The 24,955-nt window shown below is 58.1% G+C and carries 20 protein-coding genes; 6 read left to right on the top strand and 14 right to left on the bottom strand.

What is annotated here, in order from left to right:
- Window positions 1-66: 66 nt before the first annotated feature.
- From BA177_RS08545 to BA177_RS08530, 4 genes are all read right to left on the bottom strand, one after another.
- Window positions 67-1,206 (bottom strand): trans-sulfuration enzyme family protein, encoded by a 1,140-nt coding sequence (locus BA177_RS08545; protein WP_068615402.1) that lies wholly within the window; start codon window positions 1,204-1,206, stop codon window positions 67-69.
- Window positions 1,203-2,744, bottom strand: coding sequence for a S10 family peptidase (locus BA177_RS08540; protein ID WP_156762749.1), 1,542 nt, complete (start codon window positions 2,742-2,744; stop codon window positions 1,203-1,205). The genes BA177_RS08545 and BA177_RS08540 overlap by 4 nt, the downstream gene beginning before the upstream one ends.
- Before the next feature lie 106 nt (window positions 2,745-2,850).
- The gene (locus tag BA177_RS08535) at window positions 2,851-4,224 is read right to left on the bottom strand and encodes an alanine/glycine:cation symporter family protein (RefSeq protein ID WP_068615400.1); all 1,374 of its coding nucleotides are present in this window, start codon (window positions 4,222-4,224) and stop codon (window positions 2,851-2,853) included.
- Between the two features lie 78 nt (window positions 4,225-4,302).
- Entirely contained in the window at window positions 4,303-4,539 is a 237-nt protein-coding gene (locus BA177_RS08530) for a hypothetical protein (protein WP_156762748.1), read from the bottom strand.
- Between the two features lie 395 nt (window positions 4,540-4,934).
- Here BA177_RS08530 and BA177_RS08525 point away from each other — a divergent pair, with 395 nt between their 5' ends.
- Both BA177_RS08525 and fusA read left to right on the top strand, forming a co-directional pair.
- On the top strand, window positions 4,935-5,618 hold the full coding sequence (locus tag BA177_RS08525; RefSeq protein ID WP_068615396.1) for a zinc metallopeptidase: 684 nt from the start codon (window positions 4,935-4,937) through the stop codon (window positions 5,616-5,618).
- Window positions 5,619-5,887: 269 nt separating this feature from the next.
- Complete coding sequence (fusA, locus tag BA177_RS08520; protein WP_068615394.1) at window positions 5,888-7,972, top strand: elongation factor G; 2,085 nt, start codon at window positions 5,888-5,890, stop codon at window positions 7,970-7,972.
- 64 nt (window positions 7,973-8,036) lie between these two features.
- Here fusA and BA177_RS08515 read toward each other — a convergent pair whose 3' ends face one another.
- Genes BA177_RS08515 through BA177_RS08495 form a run of 5 tightly spaced genes read right to left on the bottom strand, consistent with a single transcriptional unit; the run spans window position 8,037 to window position 11,002 of the window.
- Entirely contained in the window at window positions 8,037-8,996 is a 960-nt protein-coding gene (locus BA177_RS08515; RefSeq protein ID WP_068615392.1) for an SDR family oxidoreductase, read from the bottom strand.
- Between the two features lie 26 nt (window positions 8,997-9,022).
- Window positions 9,023-9,694 carry a glutathione S-transferase gene (locus BA177_RS08510; RefSeq protein WP_068615390.1) on the bottom strand — a complete coding sequence of 224 codons (672 nt, stop codon included), beginning with the start codon at window positions 9,692-9,694 and terminating at the stop codon, window positions 9,023-9,025.
- Window positions 9,695-9,712: 18 nt separating this feature from the next.
- Window positions 9,713-10,219 carry a DUF1993 domain-containing protein gene (locus BA177_RS08505; RefSeq protein WP_068615389.1) on the bottom strand — a complete coding sequence of 169 codons (507 nt, stop codon included), beginning with the start codon at window positions 10,217-10,219 and terminating at the stop codon, window positions 9,713-9,715.
- A gap of 13 nt (window positions 10,220-10,232) precedes the next feature.
- A complete protein-coding gene (locus BA177_RS08500; protein ID WP_068615387.1) occupies window positions 10,233-10,601 on the bottom strand; it encodes a hypothetical protein in 369 nt (122 codons plus the stop codon).
- Window positions 10,598-11,002 carry a hypothetical protein gene (locus BA177_RS08495; RefSeq protein ID WP_068615385.1) on the bottom strand — a complete coding sequence of 135 codons (405 nt, stop codon included), beginning with the start codon at window positions 11,000-11,002 and terminating at the stop codon, window positions 10,598-10,600. The genes BA177_RS08500 and BA177_RS08495 overlap by 4 nt, the downstream gene beginning before the upstream one ends.
- 145 nt (window positions 11,003-11,147) lie before the next feature.
- Between BA177_RS08495 and BA177_RS08490 the strand changes: the two genes are divergently transcribed.
- Both BA177_RS08490 and BA177_RS08485 read left to right on the top strand, forming a co-directional pair.
- Window positions 11,148-12,836: a M28 family metallopeptidase gene (locus BA177_RS08490; RefSeq protein WP_068615383.1), complete on the top strand. Its 1,689-nt coding sequence runs from the start codon at window positions 11,148-11,150 to the stop codon at window positions 12,834-12,836.
- A gap of 253 nt (window positions 12,837-13,089) precedes the next feature.
- Window positions 13,090-14,046, top strand: a complete 957-nt coding sequence (locus BA177_RS08485; protein WP_068615381.1) for a calcium/sodium antiporter — start codon at window positions 13,090-13,092, stop codon at window positions 14,044-14,046.
- A gap of 61 nt (window positions 14,047-14,107) precedes the next feature.
- On the opposite strand, the gene rarD is transcribed toward BA177_RS08485, so the two are convergent.
- On the bottom strand, window positions 14,108-15,040 hold the full coding sequence (gene rarD / locus BA177_RS08480) for an EamA family transporter RarD (protein ID WP_082989992.1): 933 nt from the start codon (window positions 15,038-15,040) through the stop codon (window positions 14,108-14,110).
- A 225-nt stretch (window positions 15,041-15,265) separates the two neighbouring features.
- A complete protein-coding gene (locus tag BA177_RS08475) occupies window positions 15,266-17,368 on the bottom strand; it encodes a prolyl oligopeptidase family serine peptidase (RefSeq protein ID WP_197493394.1) in 2,103 nt (700 codons plus the stop codon).
- A 273-nt stretch (window positions 17,369-17,641) separates the two neighbouring features.
- On the opposite strand from BA177_RS08475, the gene BA177_RS08470 reads away from it, so the two are divergent.
- Window positions 17,642-18,238 (top strand): rhomboid family intramembrane serine protease, encoded by a 597-nt coding sequence (locus BA177_RS08470; protein ID WP_068615376.1) that lies wholly within the window; start codon window positions 17,642-17,644, stop codon window positions 18,236-18,238.
- A 145-nt stretch (window positions 18,239-18,383) separates the two neighbouring features.
- Here BA177_RS08470 and BA177_RS08465 read toward each other — a convergent pair whose 3' ends face one another.
- From BA177_RS08465 to BA177_RS08455, 3 genes are all read right to left on the bottom strand, one after another.
- On the bottom strand, window positions 18,384-21,590 hold the full coding sequence (locus BA177_RS08465; protein ID WP_068619120.1) for an efflux RND transporter permease subunit: 3,207 nt from the start codon (window positions 21,588-21,590) through the stop codon (window positions 18,384-18,386).
- 17 nt (window positions 21,591-21,607) lie between these two features.
- Complete coding sequence (locus BA177_RS08460) at window positions 21,608-22,753, bottom strand: efflux RND transporter periplasmic adaptor subunit (RefSeq protein WP_197493393.1); 1,146 nt, start codon at window positions 22,751-22,753, stop codon at window positions 21,608-21,610.
- 483 nt (window positions 22,754-23,236) lie between these two features.
- On the bottom strand, window positions 23,237-24,274 hold the full coding sequence (locus BA177_RS08455; RefSeq protein WP_068615373.1) for an alpha/beta hydrolase: 1,038 nt from the start codon (window positions 24,272-24,274) through the stop codon (window positions 23,237-23,239).
- Between the two features lie 141 nt (window positions 24,275-24,415).
- Between BA177_RS08455 and BA177_RS08450 the strand changes: the two genes are divergently transcribed.
- Window positions 24,416-24,883, top strand: a complete 468-nt coding sequence (locus tag BA177_RS08450; protein ID WP_068615371.1) for an META domain-containing protein — start codon at window positions 24,416-24,418, stop codon at window positions 24,881-24,883.
- The last annotated feature ends 72 nt before the right edge of the window (window positions 24,884-24,955 follow it).

Here is a 24,955-nt window from a genome sequence, read left to right as displayed (position 1 = left end):
CGTTCAAGGCCATGACGGACGGAACAGCGCGATTTCGACACCCTTTGCCCGTTTATCAGAACTATCTCAGGCCAGCGCCTGCTCCAGATCGCGAATCAGATCATCTGTATCTTCGATGCCGATCGACAAGCGCAGCAAGTCAGCCGGAATCGGGCTGTCCGGCCCTTCGATGGAATAGCGGTGCTCGATCAGGCTCTCCACACCGCCCAACGAGGTCGCACGAATAAACACCTGGCACCGACGTGCGACCTCAAGCGCCGCCGCTGCACCGCCGGTCACTCGCAACGACAACATGCCACCGTAGCCACCGGACATCTGTTCGCTGGCCACAGCGTGACCCGCGTGTGCTGGCAGCCCCGGGTAAAGTACACCCAGCAATTTCGGGTGACCGGAAAAGTGCTGCGCAACAGCCAATGCCGAACGACTGGCCTCCCGCACGCGCAGGAACAAGGTGCGCATACCGCGTTGCAGCAGCCACGCCTCGAAACTGCCGAGTATCGCACCACCGTCCGCGCGCACCCGCCGGATAGCATCCCAATGCTCATCCTTGCGTGCGGTGATCAGCGCACCGGCCACCACGTCGCCGTGTCCGTTCAGGTACTTGGTTGCCGAATGCATGACAATGTCGGCACCCAGCTGCAAAGGCCGGGTCAGGACCGGTGTCGCCACGGTTGAATCCACCGCGAGACGCGCGCCGGCCGCATGTGCAATACGCGCAGACGCCGCAATATCAATAACGTCCCAGGTCGGATTGCACGGAGACTCGATCCAGACCAGTTTGGTCTTGCCGGCTTGTACCGCTTTATCCAGCCCGCGCGGATCGTTGGCATCGAACAGTTCCAGCTCGATACCCCATTGCGAACAGAACGTACCCAGCCAGTTGCGCAGACCCCAGTACATGACCTTTGGCGCTACGATGTGGTCGCCCGGGCGCAATGTTTGCGCGACCGCCATAGCCGCGGCCATGCCCGAGCTGAACAGCAACGCGTCGCTGCCGCCTTCCAGTTCACAGAGCATCGCCTCAGCGGGAAGAAACGTCGGGTTCTGATCGCGCGCATAACTGTGATTGTCCGCGATGAGCTGGTAGTCGGCGTCGCGCGCAAACGTTGTTGACGGCTGTATCGGCGGAATCACACTGCCTGTCTGCTTATCAACGTAATGCAGCCCCTGCGCGATCCGCGTGGCGGTCTTTTGGCTTTCGGTCATCTCGCTGTCCTGAGTTGCTGCAGGATGAATTGCCGGGTGTCGTCGAGGAGCCGGGTCCTCGATGGTTCGTTCACGTACATCATGTGACCGCCTTCGTAGTATCGATAATCGACTCGGGAGGCCTCGATATCGTGGCGATTCAGGGTGAATTCCGCATCGAAGAACGGGGTCACCAGATCGAAGTAGCCCGACGCCACCAATACCCGTAACTCCGGATTCGCCCGCAAGGCTCGCGACAAATTATGCGCCGTGTTGACCGGCCAGGGTTCCCAGGCTTCGCCCTCAGGTGCCGTTCTCCAGCGCCATTCCTTGTTCAAATTGCTATCCGCCGGGGCCAGGTACAGGCGATCCCAGTCCACGTTCAGGTCGCTGCGCAGGTACTGCATCAACGCAGCCTTGAAAGCCGCCGAGATAGCGCCGTCAGCCGCATCGCCGGAAGGCTCTGCCGCAAGGTCATCCAGTTGATCCTGGGTATAACGGGCGTCGAGCAAACCTACCGCATGACCCTCCTCGCGCAGTAACTCTTTGGCGAACCGAAAACCCTGGATACGCAGATTCGAACGCTCGATGTACTCGCTGGACAAACCCGTGTAACGCTGCAAGCCACGCACGATCTCCGCACGTTCGCTGGCGGGCAATGCATTGCCTTTGAAGAGCGCCGGCAGCAGCTGATTGCTCGCAAACGCTCTGGCTTCCGCGACGAAGGACTCCATCGATGCGGGCCTCGGCGCAACTTTGTTGTGGTACCACGCGGTCGCCGCCATCGTCGGCAAATAAGTTATGTGCGAAATGAGATTGTCGCGAACGTACGGCGTAGAGCCCGCGTAGTCGAGCGCCTGCGAGACGAATATCAGGCCGTTCAAACGCAGCATGAAATCCGTTTCCAGAATTTCGGCCACCGCCGCTGCGCGGGTTGTGCCGAAACTCTCACCAAGCAAGAAACGCGGCGCGTTCCAGCGTTGATTCTCGGTCACCCAGGTGCGGATAAACTCGGCCATCGACAACGCATCTTCGTTCAGCCCCCAGAACTCTTTGCCTTCGTGTTCTCCCAACGCCCGCGAATAGCCAGTTCCTACAGGGTCAACAAAGACCAGGTCAGTCACGTCAAGCAGGGTCTCGGTAGCGTCCTGCACCGGATACGGCGGCAGACCGGCATTTTTCGCGTCACTTGGCACAACCACGCGCTTCGGACCGAACGTGCCCATGTGCAGCCATAACGAGGCCGAACCGGGGCCACCGTTCCAGACAAACGTGACCGGTCGTGGTCCCGCCGCATCTGTTCGCACATAAGCAAAGGTAAAAATGGACGCTTTGGGTTTGCCGTCTTCATCACGCAAGTAGGTTTCGCCAGCGGTCGCCGTATAACGCACGGATACGCCATTGAATTCGCCACGGTGTTCGGTCACGAAACTACGCGGCTCCGGGATCGGCTCGGCCACTTTCGGGTCCGCCGTTTCTGCAGCGAAAGCGGCAGGCATTGACAGGACCAGCACCGCCACCACGGCGGCAATGGGCAAGTACATCTTTCGCTCATTCATCGACGACTCCCTAAAGACAATAGGCGCTCGCCGGATGGCGATGCCATGGCAGAAATAATACAGAGAAGCGCGCAGCATCGCGCCGTTTCAATGGCAACCGATAAGGCTAGCCGCCGCTGGCTTTAAGACGTGCGAAATAGTCCTTTGCCGCTACCCTGACTTTCGGCGCCAGCAGGAGACTCGAGACCATGGTCGGGATAGCCATCGTGGCGTACATGCCGTCAATCAGGCCGATCACAGCACGTAACGAAGCGGCCGCGCCCACGATAATCAACACCGTGTAGAAGCCGATATACCAGCGCTCGTAGCGGGTCCCGAACAAGAAACCCGCGCACTTGCCGCCGTAGTAGCTGAAGGTCAGCACCGTGCTGATACTCAGGAAGAAAACCATGACCACCAGCAGCAAACCGCCGAATCCCGGAAAGGCTGTTTCAAAGGCATTGCTGGTCATCGTGACGCCCACGGCATCAGATTGCCATGCACCCGTGACCAGAATGGCAAGGGCCGTGCACGTGCACACGATCAATGTGTCAACGAACGGCCCGATCATGGCAACGAGGCCTTCACGAATGGGTTCATTGGTACGCGCAGCACCGTGTGCCAGCGATTCGGTGCCTATACCTGCTTCGTTGGAGAATGCACCGCGCTGCACGCCTATCAGAATGACCGTACCGATCGCGCCGCCGGCCACCGATTGACCACTGAACGCATCGCTGACAATCAACGACAGAGCGCCGGGAATTTCCGACGCATTCTGCACAAGCAATATTGCGGTCAACACGAAATAGAAAACCACCATGAACGGAACCACCCGGCTGGTCACGTTCGCTATCCGCTGAATACGCCCGACGATGACAGCGAATACCAGCGCGCTGAAAATCAAACCAAGCAGCAGGTCAAATGCGAGGTGATCATCGGCAAGGGTGAGACCCGCGGGCACGGCAACCACATCGCGAATGATCTGCACCAGTTGATTGATCTGGAATATGGGCAAGGTACCGAACAAAGCGGCAATGCAGAACAACCAGGCCAGCGGCATCCAGCGGCGTCCCAGGCCTTCGCGAATGACGTACATGGGCCCACCCTGCAAGTGGCCCGCATCATCGCGGCCGCGAAACATGACGGCGAGCGACGCAGTGTAAAACTTGGTCGCAATGCCAATGATCGCGGTAATCCACATCCAGAACACGGCACCGGGGCCGCCGACAGTGATGGCGACGGCAACGCCGGTTATATTGCCGAGACCCAGAGTCCCCGACAGTGCGGTGGCGAGGGCTTTGAAATGCGAGATGTCGCCCTGGTCGCCGGAATCATTGTCGTAGCGCCCGGTGATGATCTGGAAACCATGGCGAAAATAACGGTACGGCAGCCCCCGGGAATGCAGGACGAAAAAAATACCGCCGCCGACCAGCAAGACGACCAGCGGAGTGCCCCACATGAACGATGAAAAGGCGTTCAACGCCGCGCCAATGGTTGCCATAGGTCCGTCCGGAAGCCGTAAACGGCCTACACCCTAGCGCGTCCGTTGCACCCCGGCAATGTGGTGACGATCTAACAACTAGCGCGGTTGCACAACGTCCAGCAACACGTAACGCAACAGTACCTCGTAGCTGTTGGCCTCCATCGCCAGCCCGGGTGGCAATTCCAATGTATGAATCGGCGCATCGTCGAGGTCACGGATTTCCTGAAAATGCTTTTCACCGTGTTTGTAAACTTTGTACTTCACTTCCTTGTGCGTACCAAACTTCAGAAGTACCTGACTTTCGGTCCAGTCCTGAATTAATTGTGCAGACATCGTTTCGAATTCCCCTGTTCTGAATTTTTCGCGGTCCCGCAATGCTCGATAGTGTTGCAATGCTTGTGCCAGTTTGCTCCTGGCCCGCGGACAACGGCATTTTCAAGGCATGGCCAGTGTTCATCAGCCTGCAGCTATCGCGTACCACCGCCGGACACTGAAAAATTTGGTCACATTTGGACGAAAATTCGGTGAATGGCGACAGCCGTTTGACATAGTCCGCTGACACTCCAGGTATTCCACCGTCGAGGTCCCGGGGCAAGCACACCGGGAGGCAACGGCGGCATGACCTGGTAACCCCGGCCCGCCATTGCCGGCCGGAGGTATTTATTGAGGCCGTCAGGGAAGCCGATTGCGGCCGCCGACAACGCTCGCGTGGGCTACAATCGCCCGCCATGATTTTCCTCATCCTCGCTCTGCTGTTACTCGCACTGGTCTTCGGCCCGGGCATATGGGTCAAGCGCGTGTTGTCGCGCTATTCGACGCCAGCCAATCGCTATAGCGGCAGTGGCGCTCAACTTGCGCGCCACCTGCTCGATTTATCCGGCCTGCAGGCCGTAGCCGTTGAGCGCACCAAGGACGGAGACCACTACGATCCCGCCGCGAAAGCAGTGCGGCTGACGGACGACAAGTTTGACGGGCGTTCTTTAACTGCCATCACGGTCGCCGCTCACGAAGTGGGGCACGCCATCCAGGATGCCGAGGGCTACCGCCCGCTCCGCTGGCGTGGGCGGCTCGTGCGGATCATGCAGCCCGTCGAGCGGGTCGGCGCACTGGTGCTGATGGTATCGCCGTTTCTCGGGGCCCTGACTCGCGCGCCCACGCTCGGCATTCTGCTGTTCCTGGGCGGACTGATGACGCTCGCGACCAGTATCCTGGTCCACCTGGTCACATTACCGACGGAATTTGATGCCAGCTTCGGTCGCGCCTTGCCCTTGCTGCAGCGGGAGTCCATTCTGAAGAGCGTAGACCAGCCGCATGCCCGGCGGCTGCTGACGGCAGCCGCGCTCACCTACGTTGCCGCCTCCCTGATGAGCCTGCTCAACATGGCCCGCTGGCTGGCGATCCTGCGTCGCTGAACGCTCCCGGCCATAAAGACAGGGCTGCCCGCATATTTTCCAGTGGTTATAGTGCCATGTGGCTGATATTATCCGCGCCCGACGGCCGATTTGGCCCCACAGCAGTTGCGCGGGCTGGCGAACCAGCCCCTCTTCGGCGCCGAACATGCAAGCCGCCCATGGCGACAAACTGGCCTCCCGACAAGTGCCAGGCAGTGTGAACACACTCTGCCGGGCCGGGCCGTTGCTGCGAGTGGTCCTTACAATTTGACGACTAAAAAAGTACTGACATGAGAGATCTCAACATCTACCGCAACATCGGCATCTTCGCCCACGTCGACGCCGGCAAAACAACCACGACGGAACGCATCCTTAAACTGACCGGCAAGATCCACAAAACCGGTGAGGTGCACGATGGCGCCGCAACCACCGACTTCATGGAGCAGGAACAGGAACGTGGTATCACGATTCAGTCGGCTGCCACGAGCTGTGAGTGGAATGGTCATCGCCTGAACGTCATCGATACGCCGGGACACGTGGATTTCACCATCGAGGTCTACCGTTCACTGAAAGTACTGGACGGCGGTATCGGCGTATTCTGCGGATCGGGCGGTGTTGAGCCTCAGTCCGAGACCAACTGGCGGTATGCCAACGACGCCGGCGTTGCGCGCATCATTTACGTCAACAAGCTGGATCGCATCGGCGCGGACTTCATGCGAGTCGTGCAGCAGGTCAAAGACGTGCTTGCGGCCAATCCGCTGGTTATGGTCCTGCCGATCGGTATCGAAGAAAACTTCAAGGGTGTCGTTGACCTCCTGACCCGCAAAGCCTGGATCTGGGATGACTCGGGTGACCCCACGGCGTACACCGAGCAGGACGTGCCCGCGGACATGCAGGCGCAGGTTGATGAATGGCGTGAGAAATTGATCGAAACCGCCCTCGAACAGGACGACGCGTTGCTGGAGAAGTATCTCGAAGGCGAGGAGCCTTCTGTTGCGGATCTCAAGCGCTGTATCCGCAAAGGCACCATCGGCCTCGACTTCTTCCCGACCTACTGCGGTTCTTCCTTTAAAAACAAAGGTGTACAGAACGTTCTTAATGCAGTTGTTGATTACCTGCCGAACCCGACCGAGGTTGATCCTCAGCCGGAAATCGACCTGGAAGGCAACGAAACCGGCGGCCACGCCATCGTGGACGTCAACAAGCCGTTGCGTGCTCTCGCGTTTAAGATCATGGACGACCGTTACGGCGCCCTGACCTTCACCCGCATCTATTCAGGCAAGATCAAGAAAGGCGACACGGTACTTAACACCTTCACAGGCAAGACCGAACGCATCGGCCGTATCGTCGAGATGCACGCTAACTCACGGACAGAGCTCGAGTCAGCACAGGCCGGTGACATCATCGCCCTGCTCGGCATGAAGAACACCCAGACGGGCCACACGCTTGCCGATCCAAACAATCCAGCAACGCTGGAGCCGATGGTGTTCCCGGATCCCGTGATTTCAATCGCGATTGCGCCGAAAGACAAAGCAGGTAACGAGAAAATGGGCGTCGCGCTCAACAAGATGGTCCAGGAAGACCCGTCGTTCCGCATCATGACCGACGAAGACTCCGGCGAAACCATCATGATGGGCATGGGCGAACTGCACCTCGACATCAAGGTCGATATTCTGCGTCGTACGCATCACGTCGAAGTTGAAGTTGGCAAGCCGCAGGTGGCCTATCGCGAAACGATCACCAAGTCGGTTGAGGACTCCTACACCCATAAGAAGCAGACAGGCGGCTCCGGCCAGTTCGGTAAGATCGATTACCTGATTGAGCCGGCGGAAACCAATGCTGGCTATGAGTTCGAGTCCAGGGTCACCGGCGGTAACGTGCCACGCGAGTACTGGAGCGCCATTGAGAAAGCATTCGGTGCTTGTCTGTCCGAAGGTACCCTCGCCGGCTTCCCGATGCTGGATGTTCGCTTCATCTTGCTGGACGGTTCGTATCACGCCGTTGACTCATCCGCCATGGCGTTTGAACTGGCTACCCGTGCTGCCTACCGTCAGTCGATACCGAAAGCCGGCCCACAGCTTCTGGAGCCGATCATGAAGATTGACGTCTTTACACCGGACGAGCACGTGGGCGACGTTATCGGCGACCTCAATCGTCGTCGCGGCATGATCAAGTCGCAGGACACTGGCCCCACCGGCGTTCGGGTCAAGGCGCAGGCACCGCTGGCAGAGATGTTTGGCTACATTGGTCACCTGCGGACCATGACCTCGGGTCGCGGTCAGTTCTCTATGGAATTTGATCATTACGCCGCCTGTCCCGCGAACGTTGCGGAAGCGGTTGTCAAAGAGACGAAAGAACGCAAAGCCAGAAAATAAGTCTGGCGACAGCGCAACAAGAACGCCCGCTATACGCGGGCGTTTTTTTGCCTGCGAAATGCGTTCAGTTCTGTTCGAGGCGCGCCCGCTGCAGTGCTGCATCCAGCATTTGCAGCAGTTGCTCACGATCAAAACTGTGCGCGTGATCTTGATTGAGCTGGACCACCTCTTCGATGGCTTTTTGAATGGTGATTTCCGCTTCCCTCTTGGTAGCCGTCACCATATAGCGCCGTTTTGGGTGCGTAGCAAACAATGCGTGCGCTACCGCAGCCGATACCGCATCCGGTTCCCGGTACCGGGACCGGTCATTCACAGCCCCGTTCAGGAACTGCAGGCGATCCTTGAATAAGGATGCCTCGAGGTCAAACTTGCCATCTTCCAGCCGGTTGCGAATAGTCTCACCAATATTGGAATTGTAGTTACCGGGTTCTATGGCGCTGACACTGACTCCCAACGGCTGCATTTCATTCGCCAACGCGTCGGTGTAAGCCTCGAGTGCGTGCTTGCTCATGCTGTAGTGACCAAGAAATGCGCCGCTGAGAATGCCTGAAATGGACGTGATATTGACCACCCGGCCGCCGGATTCAAGCAACAATGGCGCGAAAGCTTTGGTGACCCGATACGGGCCGTAGACGTTTACGTCAAACACCCATTCCAGTTCCTCTACGTCGGTCTCGATCAGCGGCCCCATCACGGCGACACCGGCGTTATTGACCACGCCGTACAGGCCACGCCCCGCATCGCTGATACTCGCAACCGCCGCGTCGATATGTTCCGGGTAAGTCACATCCAGCCGCACCGCCTGAACGTTGTGCATCTCGTTCAAGTCGGCCAGGTCCTGATCCTTGCGCGCGCCGGCGTAGACAAAATAGCCGTCGGCGGCCAGCCGCCTGGTAATGTTCAAACCAATACCGGAACTGGCACCTGTCACCAGGATTGCTTTTTGTGGCGCTTCCGGTTCAGCGTTGGCGGACACACTGAACAACAGCCATACCAATAACGTGATTGTGTGTTTGAGCTTCATAGCAACTCCTGTGCAACGACCTGAAGCTAGCGCATCAGCGTCAACTCGCCGCCCCGTTCCAGTGCCCGTCGGTATGCCGGACGCGCGTGTATCCGATCCAGAAAGCCCTGCAATGCAGGATAGTCATCAAGTCCGGCGCGAACTGCCGCGGCTTCTACGGGAAAACTCATTTGAATATCAGCGGCCGAAAACTCCCTGCCGCCAAACCATTCATTCGCGGCCAATGTCGACTCCATGAAATCCAGTGCCCGTTTGGTGTTTGGCTGCAGGTAGGCCTGACGAACTTTTCCGACCAATTTCCTGGCGATGGGTTTCGCGAAGAACGGCATCCTGGCATTCTCCAGCCGCTTGAAGATCAGTGACATCACCATCAGTGGCATAAAGCTGCCTTCCGCGAAATGCATCCAGTAACGGTACTGCTGATACGCCGCCGTTGATCTCGCCGGTTGCAGGATGCCCGCACTATCAAACTGATCAAGCAGGTATTCAATGATCGCCCCGGACTCCGCTATTGCCTGATCCTCATGGGTAATCACCGGTGCTTTTCCCAGTGGATGGATGGCCAGCAACTCAGGCGGCGCGAGTGATGTCTCCGGATCACGGCGATACGTTTTCAGCTCGTAGGCTGCGCGCAGTTCTTCAAGCAACCACAGGATGCGTTGCGAGCGGGAATTCTCCAGGTGATGCAAGACGACCATTGATGTTGCTCCGTTCGTTCAGCGTGCTCCAAGAAAGTCACGCTTGCCAATATCGAGGCCATTGTGTCGCAGGATGTTGTAGGCCGTCGTAACGTGAAAATAGAAGTTAGGCAAGACGAAACCAAGGACGTACGACTGACCGGTAAACTCGAGAGCCTGTCCACCGATTTTCAAGCTGATTGCGCGTTCCTCCGCGCCATCAAATTGCTCCGGCTTGAAACCGGCGAAATAGTCCAGTGCTTGCCCAATGCGGGCATGCAGATCTGCAAAGGTGACTTCCTTGTCTTCCCACACAGGCACTTCGCTGCCCGACAAGCGGGCCGCTGCGCCCTTGCCGATATCGGTCGCGATTCTGACCTGCGCGATTAGATTCAACATGGTCGGATACAGTCTTGCCTGCAGCAAGACGTTCGGATCAATCTTGTCTTGCTCGGCATACGCTTCCGCTTTGCCGATGATCGCGTCGAGATTCAATAGCATTCGGGACATGACGCCGATCGTCTGGTCGTATACAGAAATACTCATATCGGGCTCCGGCTCAGACTGACAAATCGTTTCGACGGAAATACTGGACGGTCAGATACGCCAGTAATAACGTAATTGTACCTGCGACCGGTTCAAACGCGGCGCCCAACATCGCCCGCAGCGTTTGCGCATAAAACAGTGCGAAAAACCAATGTGCCGTCAGTAACACACCAATCCAGAACGCGAGGTGTTTCGCCCAGCGATAGTCTCGGTAGCCGAAGCGTGCAATATTGCCGGTAATGATCGGCACGATGAGAATGACGGTGGGAATAATGAAGTGCTTGCCGATAATGAACTGATGCAAGACGGCGATGCCGCTGAGCAGCGCCAGTAGCACGCACAGTGTTTCCAGTGAGTATTGCAATGTGAACGCCTTTTTCATTCCGCTCCCCCGCTCTGATTCTTGAGTTCGATTTCCAGTTGCCGGCAATCGTGGACAACGTTGGCCGGCTCGCCGCCGTGCATCATACCGGCTTCCCAGACGACATCGCCGGTCGTGTACGACTGCATCCGGCGTTCGCCACTACCGGTAGTTTCCAGCCATGCGCAGGAATTCAGAAATACCGTCAACCTGTCCGGGTGTTGATGGAGTGGCGGCAGTTCACCATTACGCACGGTGGCTTCAAGAACCCGCACGCGGCTGTTGTCCAGTTTCACCCGGTATATATGCGGCGCTACTTTTACCGGGTCCAACAGATCGCCCAGCGACGCTCCCATGCTGATACCGGCAGCGAAAATCAAGACGCCGGTCAGTACCAATGCCGTGATGATTCCTGCTTTCAACGATTGACTCCTGAATTTGCGCGGCTACGGCCGCACTACGCACGTTATCACCGACCCGGCTCACCCGGTAAATTCCTTTCGAATACTTACCATACAGGGCAAAAATGCTAGCATCTGGCGCTACATTTTCTTCACGGGTAGCCCAATGAGCACGCTAATACGATGGTCGTCGCTGCTAGCCTTCTGCCTGATCAGCGCCTGTACACCAGACAACGAACAAGCCGCGGCACCCGCCAACGCCGACGCAGGACTCAACGCTATCACGACAGACGCGCTGCAGGCGCACGTCGAGTTTCTCGCTGCCGACGCCTTGCGGGGACGAATGACCGGAACGGACGAATACCTCACCGCAGCCGACTACGTGGCCCAGGAGTTCGAAACGCTGGGGCTTACGCCAGGTGGCGAAGACAATACCTGGTTTCAGGAAGTCCCGCTGCTGACAAACCGCATCGACGTGGAAAGCGCCTCGGTTACCTTGCATCAGGACAGTGGCGACTCCGGCCTCAAATGGAAAGAAGACTTTCTGATGGCCGGTGACAAAGTACGGGATGAGACTTTTGTACGTGGCGAAGTGGTGTACGTAGGCTACGGCATTCATGCGCCCGAAATCGGCTATTCCGATTACGATGGTGTCGATGTCGAGGGCAAGATCATTGCGGTGTTTAGCGGTGCGCCCGCTACATTCGGCCACAACGAACGGGCTTACTACTCATCCAGCCGCACCAAAGCCCGGGAAATGGTCAGGCGCGGCGCTATCGGCTCGATCAGTTTACAGACGCGTCTAAGCCAGAAGCAGTACCCGTGGGAACGGCTGAAAATGAATGCCGGCCGACGCCCGGGCATGGCCTGGGTCAACCTGTCGGGTGAAGCGGCCGACTTCAATCCCGAGCTACTGGGGGCCGCCACGCTCAGCGTAGATGCGGCGACCGCCCTCTTTGACAGCACGCCTATCAGTTTCGAACAAGCGCTGGATGCCGCCGAACAAGGGCAATCGCGATCAACGGCACTGGGCGTGGAAGTGTCTCTGTCCCGCAAGACCAATCATGAACACACCACCAGCCCGAACGTGATCGGCCTCTTGCCCGGCAGCGACCCTGAGCTCAAAAACCAGTACGTGGTGTACAGCGCCCACCTCGACCACGTTGGCACTGGTGCGGCCGTCGATGGCGACGACATCTACAATGGCGCCTACGACAATGCGATGGGTGTATCGCTGATGATCGAGGCCGCACGAGCATTCGCGGCCATGGAGCAGCCGCCAAAGCGTTCCATCATGTTTATCGCCCTGACTGGCGAGGAACGCGGACTGCTGGGCTCCGACTACTTTGCGCACTACCCGACCGTGCCGCATTCCGCACTGACCGCCAACGTGAACCTGGACATGCCGCTGTTTCTGTACCCGGTTGCCGACATTATTGCGTTCGGCGCAGAACACACGACGCTGGGCGCAACCATCGACACAGCCATTGCCGCTGAGAACTTCGCGCTGACCCCGGACCCGATCCCTGAAGAAGTCATCTTCATACGCAGTGATCAATACTCGTTCGTCCGCCAGGGCGTGCCGTCGGTCTACCTGATACCCGGCTTTACGTCGACGGATAAAGACATCGACGGAGAAAAAGCCTTCCGCAATCATCTGGCTACGCACTACCACCAACCGAGTGACGACATGAGCCGGCCGTTCGACTGGCCCTCTGTCTTGCGTTTCGCCAGGGCCAACGTCCGCATTGGGCTTGCCGTGGCCAACGACCCGGCCGAACCTGCCTGGCTGCCCGGCGACTTCTTCGGCGAGAAGTTCGGTCGCGAGCGGATGACAAGTGCCGCCGCCGAATGATCAGCGGCTAATCCAGCAACGACTCTGCTCGCCCCTTTCTGACTCCAATATTGATGGTGACCGTCGCGGTGGCTGATGATGGATCGCGCCCGTTGAATCGAGCTGAAAGTGAATTAAGAGTTATGCCGTCCCGAGGTAGTAAGGACTGCGAAACGCAGACCGGCCTTATGCAGCCCGTCGTGGAAAACGTCTGTCGGGTTTGATGCGCTCGAGTATGATCCGCCACTCAACAGAACATTTCAGGAGCTAACCGTTGCTCGACATCGTCACGTTAATTGCTGGCTTGCTGCTACTCGTCAAGAGTGCCGACTGGCTGGTACAAGGGGCATCCGATCTGGCTACCCGTTACGGTATCTCGTCATTGGTAGTCGGCCTGACAATCGTCTCATTCGGCACCTCGATGCCGGAGCTTCTCGTCACCCTTATTTCGGGTTTGCGGCACAATCCGGATCTCGCAATAGGCAATGTCATCGGCAGTAACATTGCCAATGTCCTCCTCGTGCTCGGCGTCGCAGCGATCATCCGGCCTTTGCCGGTCAAGGACTCGACGGTGGTATCGGAAATACCGTTCTCCGTGACCGCCGCCTTGCTCGTCGGCTTTCTGGCCAATGCAGCGCTGTTCACTGACAACCCGGCGTTGACAATCAGTCGTTACGACGGTGGCATCCTCCTGCTGTTCTTTGCGTTATTCCTGCTCTACGTCTACAAGATGAGTCGATCACCCAACAGTTTCGCAACCGAGATTCGCGCAGAGCTCAGCATGACGCGCGCCACCGTCTATATCCTGCTGGGCGTAGTCGGCCTGTACATCGGCGGCCAGTGGGTCGTAGATGGCGCATTGGGCATTGCGAAATTGCTGGAAGTTGACGATGCACTGATAGGCCTGACAGTCGTCGCTGTCGGCACCTCGGCACCGGAGCTGGTCGCGTCGGCTGTAGCCGCGCGCCGTGGAGAAACCGATATAGCCGTTGGCAACGTCGTCGGCTCCAATATCTTCAATCTGCTTTGGATTCTGGGGTTCACCTCGGCTATCGTCGAACTGCCCTTCGAGGTCGTCAACAATGCCGATTTACTGCTGGTAACCGGCGCCAGCGTCATGCTCATAGTCGCGCTGGTGACCGGCCGGCAGCGCACCATCCAGCGTCCTCACGGCATTCTGTTCGTTGCCCTGTACGGGCTGTACCTCGCATACGTCATCATGCGCGATTGACCAACATGCCCCACCTGTGCTGACTGCCGTGCGCGAGCTTGCCAATGAGGCGCCCAGCCACTTACCCCGGTTGCGCGACGGGTACGCGCACCCGGCTGCTGCGCCATGCATCCAGACTGAACAGCAGTACGGCAGACCAGATAAACGCAAAACAGATGAGGTGTGCCGTACTTAACCGTTCGCCGTAAGCAACGCCGACAATAAACTGCAGCGTCGGCGCCAAAAACTGCATGAAGCCAACGGTGGACAACGTCAGTCGCCGTGCTGCCAGAGCAAAGCACAGCAACGGCAGGACGGTGAGCGGACCCGCAAGGACCAGCAACCAAGAATCACCAACACCGCTGTTCGCAAACACCGCCGTACCGGCAGTGGCGAGATAGATTACGTAGCCCAGCGCCAGCGGCAACAGCAGGGTTGTTTCAATAAACAGGCCCGGCATCGCACCCACTTCGGTCTTCTTGCGGATCACGCCATAAAACGTGAAAGAGGTCGCGAGCACGATGGAAATCAACGGAAACTGACCGCCACTGAAGGTCAGCACAGCAACACCAATAGTGGCCAGGATGACAGCCAGAATCTGCACCCGGCGCAAGGTCTCACCCAGCAGGAAGACGCCGATAACGACGTACATTAACGGGTTGATGTAATAGCCGAGACTCGCCTGAAAAATCTGTGATTGCTGCACAGCCCAGATATACACCAGCCAGTTGACCGCAATGAACATCGAGGCGGCGATCAGCAACGCCAACGTCCGGCGATGCCCAAACGCACGTCTGACCTCCGGCCATTGCCGGCGTAACAGGATGATCAATGCGCCGAACGGCACGGCCCACACTATGCGGTGTGCCAATATCTCCAGTGCCGGGACGTGCTGCGTCACTTTGAAATAGATCGGCAGGAAGCCCCACATGCTGAATGCGGCCAGGGCGGCTATTACGCCGTTGCGGGCCCGTGCTTCCGGGGTCTCGGTCACTGGGGCGAAACTGCTGCTCATCAAATGCTCAAGGTTGGTCGGGTTTCAGGCTGGGAAACTGTGCTCCCGGCAATAGCACCGCATTAGACGCTGCATACCGGCTGATGGCTATACACAATCAACGGGTCCGCCAGGCTAATCAGACGCTTTTTGCTTGCTGGACTTGGAGGCCATCACCAATCGGCTCGTCGTGATGGCAATCGAACTGCCCGCCGTGGGTGCAGGCCACCAGCGGGAAACGCCCAGCTACAGCCCGGCCGTTGCGCTGTCGCCATCGGCGGTTACAAACTGTTCCGGCAATCGGAAGTCCAGCACCCGCAGCAAGAATCCCCAACGATCAGCATATTCTGCGATCACCTTGTCGGTGGGTGTGCCGGCACCATGGCCGGCCCGCGTCTCAACACGTATCAGGATCGGCTTGTCACCCGCCTGTGCCGCCTGCAGCGCCGCGGCGTATTTGAAACTGTGTGCCGGCACTACCCGATCGTCCGTATCGGCCGTCGTTATCAGTACCGCGGGGTAGTCAGTGCCCGGCCGCAGGTTGTGATACGGCGAATACCGGAGCAATACCGGAAACATTTCCGGATCGTCCGGAGAACCATAGTCATCGACCCAGAAACGCCCGGCCGTAAAGTGGTGGAATCGCAGCATGTCCATAACCCCGACGGCAGGCATGGCCGCGGCAAACAGCTCGGGCCGTTGATTAGTCACTGCGCCAACCAGCAACCCGCCATTGCTGCCACCGAATACCGCAAGCTTGTCGGGGCTCGTGTACTTCAGGTCGATGAGCGCTTCCGCCGCTGCAATAAAATCATCAAAGACATTCTGCTTCTGCAGCCCGGTGCCGGCCTTGTGCCAGTCCTCGCCGTACTCGCCACCGCCGCGAATATTGGCAACAGCCCAGACCCCGCCCATCTCCATCCAGACCAGGCGGGCGATCGAGAACTCGGGCGTTACCGCAATATTGAATCCGCCGTAGCCATAGAGCACGGTTGGGTTTGCGCCATCAAGTTCGGTGTCCTTACGGTGCGCCACGAACATCGGTACTTGCGTACCGTCTGCCGAAGTCACGAACCGTTGCTGTACAACGTAGTCGTCACTGTCGAAATCCACGCTGGGGCGTTTGAACACTGATGAACGCCGGCTGCCGACATCGAAGCGAAAGACGGTCGCCGGAGTTGCGAAACTTGAGTAACTGTAGAAGGTCTCTGTGGCCTCCGCATCACCTGCAAACCCGACCGCACTGCCAATACCGGGCAACTCGATGTTGCTCACAAAGCCGCCGTTCAGCTCGTGAATACTCACCAGCGATCTGGCGTCCTGCATGTACTGCACGACCAACTTGTCGGCCACACAGCTGACCGCTGTCAGTACATTGCTCGTCTCTGCGATAACTTCCCGCCACTCGCTTCTGTCCGGGCGGTTCGGGTCTATGGCAATCAACCTGCCACGCGGCGCTTTGAAGGTCGTGCGAAAGAACAGCTCGGACCCACGGCTGCCAGCCAGCGAAAAATCGTGTTCGAATCCTTCGACCAGCATTGTCGGTTGTGAGGACGGGTCCTTTAGGTCTTGCAACACCAGCTGAAAACGGCTGTCGGTACCTTTCCAGACTGTAATGAGCAGATACCGCTCATCGTCGCTGACCTCAGCGGCATAGCCCCAGTCCGGATGATCCGGACGCGAATAGATACACCGATCCTGTTCCTGTGGCTCACCAACTGCGTGAAAATAGAGGGCATGATTCGTATTGAGTGACTGAAATGTTTCACTGCTACCCGGCGCCGGGTAGCGGCTGTAGTAGAAGCCACGGCCAGCCGGATGCCAGGCAAGACCCGTGAATTTCAGCCAATGCAGTGTATCGTCGAGAAATTCTCCGCAGCGCGTATCCAGAATTCGCGCCATCCGCCAGTCTGTACCGCCGTCTTGCAGCAAGACGGCCAGATACCGCCCGTCCGGACTGGGATACCACGACGCGACGGCAATCGTGCCATCCTCAGAAAGCGTGTTCGGATCCAGAAGCAATACCGGATCCGAGTGCAGATCGTCCTGCACATGGATCTGATTTTGATTCAGCAGACCCGTGTTGTATTCGAAGAAGTACCGCCCGCCCTTTTTCACCGGCAAACCATAACGCGGGTAATTCCACAGCGCCCGCAGCCGGTTGGCGATGGTCTCGCGTTCAGCGATACCCTGTAAGTATGAATCGCTTAATTCATTCTGTTCCTGCACCCATTTCGCAACATCGGCATGTTCACGTACATCACCCTCCAGCCAACGATAAGGGTCTGCAACCCGAGTGCCGTGCAAGAAGTCTGTCTGATCGCATTTCAAGGTGGCCGGGTATTTCACAATATGACTCGCTGGGTTCCTGATCTTCAAAGGTGGTTCGTTGCAATCCAGCCGCATCAACACACACATCAAGTGAGCGAAACGCGAACTACAGGTTGATTTTATGCTCGCGACATTGCCGCACTACTGCCGCATGCAGCAGCCACGCGCTGTCGCGCCGCCGCAGTCTACGGTGCACAGTGTGACGCTACAATCCCTTGAATCCGGAAAGCGGTACTTCCAGCACGCGACCCGCTGCATTAGGCTTGCCCTTCCCTAACAACAGGAACCGACATGAATGAACCCGCTGCAGCCAGCATTCTGGCCCTGACTGTTGCTGTGAGCCTGCTCGGACTCTACCGAGTTCCGGCCATTATTGAGAAAGGTCTGTTTCGCCCCTACTGGTTCCTGCGGGCGAAACAATACCAAACCATCATCACCAGTGGTTTCGTCCACGCCGATCTCGGGCACTTGCTGTTCAATATGGTGACTTTCTATTTCTTCGCTTTTCCACTGGAAAGGACGCTGGGCACGGCCCGTTTTCTTGTGTTGTATGTTGTCGGCCTGGTTCTCAGTCATTCCTGCAGCTATTTCAAACACAAAAATAATCAGCACTACGCTACTCTCGGTGCATCCGGTGCCGTGTCGGCCGTTTTATTCGCCTATATCGTTTATTACCCTGCGCACACGCTCATTATTTTCCCGCTACCGATCCCGATACCCGCGGTCGTTTTCGCGGTCCTGTACGTCGCCTGGTCATGGTGGGCAGGAAAGCAGGCACACGGACGGATCAATCACGACGCCCACTTGTGTGGCGCACTGAGCGGGCTGGTCTTCGTCGCTGTCATTGACCCTGCCGCGTTCCGGGCCTTGCTGCAGATGGTGTTCTGAGTTGCGACGTCGGTACCACGTTTGATGATGGTGCGGCGGACCGGCAGCAGGAACGGGCGATGGCCCGGCAGCGACCAACGATGGCACCATGAATGCAGGCCGGACGAACGGTGTTCGGCAACCCCTGACGGTCGCGCCCGCCGGTTTATCGCGCTGCTGTCGACGGCGTGGTCGGCGGCTGTTCGCGACCAAGCAAGAGATCGATCAGGTAACGTGCCCCGCGTCGCAGATCGATCTGCGCAAGGTACAAGGCCGGAACCAGAAACAGCGTGATAACGGTGGCGAACAATATGCCGAAACTCAACGATATTGCCATCGGAATAACAAACTGCGCCTGCACGCTGCGCTCGAAGATAATCGGCATCAAACCGAATGCAGTCGTCAGAGATGTCAGCACGATGGCCCTGAAACGCTGGGTTCCGGACTGAATGACCGCGTCGCGCGCAGAATGCCCTTCTTTCCTGGCCGAATTCACAAAGTCGATCATGATCAGACTGTCATTGACCACCACACCCGCCAGAGCAACCAGGCCAAACACGGAGAACATGCTGATCGCTGTATCGAGCAGGATATGCCCGATCACAGCGCCCACCAAGCCGAACGGAATGACCGACATGATGATCAATGGCTGGCTATAGGAACGCAGCGGTATCGCAATCAATGCGAAGATCAGGAACAGGGCCGCTGCGGAAGCCTTGGCCAGACTCTGTCCAAGCTCCACTTCCTCGCGGCTGGCGCCGTCCAGTTCGAAGCTTACTCCGGCGTGCCGTGAGACCAGACCCGGCATATAGTCTGTGGAAATTTCCTGAATCATCACGCCAGGCTCGACAAGATCCGGATCAACGTCCGCTGATACAGACACAACACGCTTGCGATTCTGCCGGTTGATACTGGAATAGCCTTGCCCGAACTCGATCTCCGCAACATCAGCAAACGGAATCTCGTCACCGGCCGGCGTTCGAATTCGCATGTTCTCCAGGTCCGCCACTGATCGCCGGTCTTCCCGCGGATAGCGGACCATGACTTTGACTTCGTCTTTGCCGCGCTGAATACGTTGCGCTTCTTCACCGTAAAAGGCCTGTCGCACCTGCCGCCCCAGTGAGGCCATGGTCAAGCCCAGCGCTTCCGCCTCTGGTTTGATCTGCAGACGAATCTCTTCCGCACCGTGATCGACCGAATTGCGGACATCGAATACCCCATCGTAACCGGACAGGTGTTGTTCCAGCTCCGCTGCCGCTCGTTCCAGTGCCGCGTAATTGCTGCCGGTCAGATTAAAACTCAACGGTGCGCCGCCCCCGATGTTGTCACCAGAAGAAAAGTCCAGCTCCTTGACGCCCGGAATCTCGCCCACCCTTTCACGCCACAAGTCGGTGACGGCCCGACCTTCCAGCGGCCGGTCTTCATCCAGCGGCAATTCGACAAACAGAACACCGCTGGTATCGCCGTTGGTGAATACGCCCACATGATGTATCGGTGCCATCGAATCGGGGTGTGCACTCGCATACTCAGCGTTGATATCGAGCAGTGCCTGTTCAATCTCCAGCAGTACTTCATTGCGTCGTTCCGGCGCGGTGCCACTGTTCATCGTCAGCTCCGCCTGTATGAAGTCTCCCGGCACATCCGGGAACATGACGACGCGGGCAACGCCACCTCGCATCAGACCAATCGTGACAATCAGCACCGCAAGAAAAATGCTGATGGTCAATCCCCGATTGTCCACCGCCCGTCCCAGCATCGGCAGGTACCAGCGCTGAACCACGAACTGCAAGCCGTGCTGAACCCGTCGTTGCAGGCGCTGAAAGAATCTCGACACGCGCTCCCTGCGCTGCATTTCGCTGTACGGTCGAAAAATTGCGGCCTCATCCACTGGCTTGATGGTTGCGCGCGCCAGGTGGGATGGCAGGATCAGTTTCGATTCGACCAGGGAAAACAGCAGGCACAAGATAACCACCATCGACATTGCTTCGAAGAACGGCGCAAATATGCCGTCCAGAAACAACAACGGTGCAAACGCGGCAATCGTTGTCAGCACTCCAAAGGTAGCCGCAACCGCCACCCGCCGGGCGCCATCAATCACGTTGTCCAGGGTATGTCCGTCTGCGCGAACACTGGTGTAAATACTCTCGCCAATAATGATCGCGTCATCAACCACGATGCCAAGCACAAGAATAAAGCCGAACAGACTGATCATATTGACCGTTACTGGCCAGGGCCCGTGAGGCAACAACCACAAGGCACCAAAGAACGTTACCGGAATACCCACGATGACCCAAAACGCCACCTTCAGGCGCAGAAACAGAGCCAGGATGACGAACACCAGCAAGGCACCCTGAAACATGTTGGTCATCATCATGTCGAGACGCCCCTTGAGGTAATGGGAACGATCCACCCAGGTATCGATCTGCACCCCGGCTGGTAACGACAGGCGCTTGTCGGCAATGTATTCCTCAACTGCGGCCGCGGTATCCAGCTCATTCTGCCCGCCACTCGCCAGCACGCGTAATACCGCGGTTGGCTCGCCGTCGAAACGACCGAAGTCCATCGACTCCGCAAACGCATCGCGCACGGTGGCGACGTCGCCCAACGTCAAGCGTGTGCCATCCGTGAAAGTGCGGAGCACAATCTGGTCAAACTCGTCACCGGTGTACGCCTGTCCTTCCGTACGTAACAGGATGTCACCGCTTGTGCTCTTGATGGACCCGCCCGGCAGATCGACGGAGCTGCTTTGGATTGCCTGCGAGATTTCACTCATCGTCAGCCCGTACTCACGCAGCGTCTGCTCCGAGACCTCAACACTGATTTCGTAAGGCCGGTCACCAAGTACCTGCACCTGATTGACAGCAGGCAACGCCATCAACTCTTCACGCACCTGCTGCGCGAGTGTTTTCCGTGCGAACTCGTCCATGTCGCCGTATATCGACAGAAACACCACATGAATGGGTATTTCCTGCTTGGCAACGACCGGCTTTTCGGTCAATGCCGGAAACGTCGAGATTGCATCAACCCGTACCTTGATCTCACTGAGTACTTCATTGAGGTCAGCGCCTGATTCTATTTCGGCCGTTACAATGCCCATGCCTTCATAAGCATTGGAAATTATTTTGACTATGCCCTCGACGTCCTGAATGGCCTCCTCGATTTTAATGACGACGCCTTCTTCAACTTCCTGCGGCGCGGCGCCGAGATACGAGACCCGAATCTGTACATTGTTCAGCTCAAAGTCCGGTGTCGTCTGCTTGCGAATCGTGAACGCGGAGGCGATCCCGAAAACGATGATCATGAACATCAACAGGTTGGCGGCAACATGATTGGACGCGAACCAGGCGATCGCACCGGTTTTCGATGTTGTCATGCTGGCTTTCATAACCCTCAGTTCTCCGCGCGAGCGGCAACGTCAGCGTTGCGACTGTCGCTGATCCGCACCTGCATGCCGTTGACGGGTGATTCTATTGGCGTCAGGTTGATACGCTTGCCGTCCAGCGCTTCATTTCGTAACCACGCGGAGGACGCATCGGCCCGCAACACGTCAACTGTTCGAATCCGCAAACGTTCGTCCTCATCCACGAACAACAGTTGATCTCCTCCACGCAGGGCTGAACGCGGCACGCGTACGACGTTTTGCAAAGTACGACCCTCGATGCTCGCGCTGACGAACGTACCCATGGGCAACGCGGTTGCCGAAGCCGATCCTGGTTTTCTTCGGTAGGGGTCGTCTATCCGCGCAACGACGTAGGTCACACGCGTCTTCTCATCAACCACGCCCTCTGTGCGAACGATTTCCGCCTCCCAACTCGCCTCGACTCCACGTTGCACTGCCGTCAGGCGAACCGGTGGGCCCGCTGTCCCGTCCGACCCGGCCGGCAAGTCGATGAACGCGAGATCAGCGTCCGTCAATGGCAAGCGGACCTCCGCAAAGTCGGTTGCAAATACCACGCCCAGTCGACTGCCCGGGTTCACGAAATAGCCTATGTCTGTTTCTTTTGCACGAACCATGCCGGCGTACGGCACGCGAATTCGGGTTTTTTCCAGATCCCGGCGCGCTGTTACCAGCCCGGCTCGGGCGGCGGCCAGCGCAGTCGCCGCCGACGCCAATTCTGCCTCGGCCCGATACCCCTGGCTGCGTAACTTCTCCGCGCCGTCAAACTCAATCTGCCGCTGTTTAAGCAATGCCTCCGCCTGTTCTACCGCCACTTCGTAGCGGGTCGGATCAATCCGCAGCAGCTCTTCGTCGCGAGCAAACAAACCTCCCGCTACGAACTTCGGCGAAATACTGACGATACTCCCCGCCACCTCGGCACTGAGTACCGTTTCGGTACGCGGTTTGACCGTGCCCTGACTGCGAATGCTGAATTGCTCGTCCGTGCCTTGCAGTTCGAGCACATCGACCAGCGTTGCAAGCGCCACTTCCGTTTTCTTCTCGGGAGGGGCTTTCGAGCTCATCAGCAGGAATGTGACGAGGCCAGCCGCCCCGAGGATGGCCATAATCAGGATCGCGCGTTGAACTTTGCGTGGCATACCTTTTTCCATTTATTGGCATTTGGACCGCGTGACCGCACTTACGCGCAGGCGAATTGTTAGCGACCCGTACCGGGGTGGCCGTGCGTGGCTTGCGCCGACCCTCCTGTTTCTGATTATTGAGTCCCTGGGTGCGTCACCGCTCGGGGGTCCCGGATCGAATAGACCAACTGCTGCGTATAGGTTCCGTGTCCTCTGCATTTTCAGTGGTTGCCGCAACGATCATACGCGCATTGCCTGACCAAGCTATTACCCGCGATGTCATCACGAGATCGACTTCGCCATGGCACCCGTGGATGCGTGCTGAGGAACAATCGGTATGCTGCTGACGGTGGTCGGATGCCGGGCTTCTGAAACAGTCGCGAGTAACCCGCAAGTCGCTTTCAATCCGCCGTCTGTCGACGACTATGCAAGGGCATGCTGAAGCCTTTCGGCAAGCGAAACTCATCGGTCTGCTTACCCACGAAGTCGACGCTGCTGTGTTCACCGAGCGCCCGCGACATACCAGCAGTCGGCGCGGCAGACAGGCAAGCTGCACGTAGATCGCCGCTGACGCGGCGTGCCGGCAGCCGCAGCGGGCTGAGAAGGATTTGCCTGGAGCGTAGCACCCGCCATGAATGCCAGCAGTTCACGCAGGAAATACCCGCGCGGCGCTTCCAGGAAAGCCGCATGATCACCGCCCGGTACAACCACCCATTGCTTGTGCCCCGTAGCGAGCCGCTGAAACAGTTTTGCTTGCCGATCAGCCGGCGCGATCGGGTCGTGCTCGCCCTGAATCACCAGCGTCGGCACCTTGATCAATGCAGGATCGAGCGCGTTGTACTGGTCCAGCCGTCGAATGTCAGTTCGTACCGGGTCAGCCGCCAGTGCGGCTGTTACGTAGGCATCAATGGCACGCTGACTGATCGATCCGGGGGTAATGAAATCGCTGGCCGCCGCGGCTGCCGTGTTGCTCTGCCGCAATGGAACGATTCCCGCTTCATCGGCCGGCAAACTCGAATCGAGATCATGCCAGTAACCAAACAGGGTCAGCGATGCAAGCTTGCCCGGGTGTCGCTGCGCCATCAGCTGCGACACCGTCGAGCCCATCGACCAGCCAAACAGATGTGGCTTGCCGCCTTGCCGATGCCGGCCTGCGATCCAGCCGACAACCCGGGCAACATCATCCGCGGCGCGATTGGGCGTCAACCAGCCCGAGTCATCACGTGGCGATTCACCATAGCCCCGTAAGTCGATCGCGTATACCGCGTAACCTGCTTCGACCAAGCCGTCCATGAGCGACCGATCTTCGCCCTCGACCTGCAAATCGAAATCGGGTAAGGCACTCCAGGTTCTGCCGTGCACCAGCAGTACCGCGTTCGATGCACCGGGCGCACTTTTCTCCCACACGGCGAGCGGATGGCCGTCCGCCGGTACTGTGTGCCGTTGCAGCTCAGCCGCAAGTCCAAGGTTTGCACTCAGCAACAGCAACAGAGCCAGCGGTGCGTATCCCGGCACCTTCGATCGTGTTCGAAACAGCATAAGCGCTCTCCAAAAGGACTGTGGGGAAATGCGGTATGTTCGCATGGTATATCAGACCCGTAAGGCCACCAATCGCGCGGCACACGGCTGCGGTAAACTGGCTGTCACCAACGGCCCACAACAGGCGCGAGGATCCATTCCATGAAAGGCATCACCGGTTTCGCCTTCTTTTTGCTTTTTCTGGCCGGCTTCGCACTCGTGAACCTGCGCTCTGTCGGTGAGCAGAAGGCTGCCAGCGTCGCAGTGCCATCTGCCGCTGCGCTTGCTGCCTGGGAATGGCGCTTGCTGGAGTCAACACAGGACGACCTCGACGGCGACCTCGATATCCGCCTGACGTTCGCTGAGGATCTCGGCTTGTTCGTGCAAGGCGCGTGCAACCGTTTTAGCGGTACTTACGCGATGCATGACGGCCTCTTTACAGCCAGTGCACTCGCCGGAACGCGCAGAGCCTGTCGCAATGAGGTGATGCAGTCCGATACGTCGCTATTACAGGTACTGGACGAAACCCGGCATGTACAGATTACCGGACGGCGACTCGCCTTGCTGAATGCCGCGGGCGAATCGCTGGCAAGCTTTACGGCCGCCGAACGCGCGGCGGAAAATCGCTGACCTCAGTGCGGTACACGGATACTCCGGCCGGCCTGTCCGGCAGGTCGTCGAAGCGGACGGACGTGGCACGAA

The sequence above is a fragment of the Woeseia oceani genome (genome assembly GCF_001677435.1).
Classification (GTDB): Bacteria; Pseudomonadota; Gammaproteobacteria; order Steroidobacterales; family Woeseiaceae; genus Woeseia; species Woeseia oceani.
Note: the sequence above shows the minus strand (reverse complement) of the source record. Positions and strands in the feature narration are given on the sequence as shown.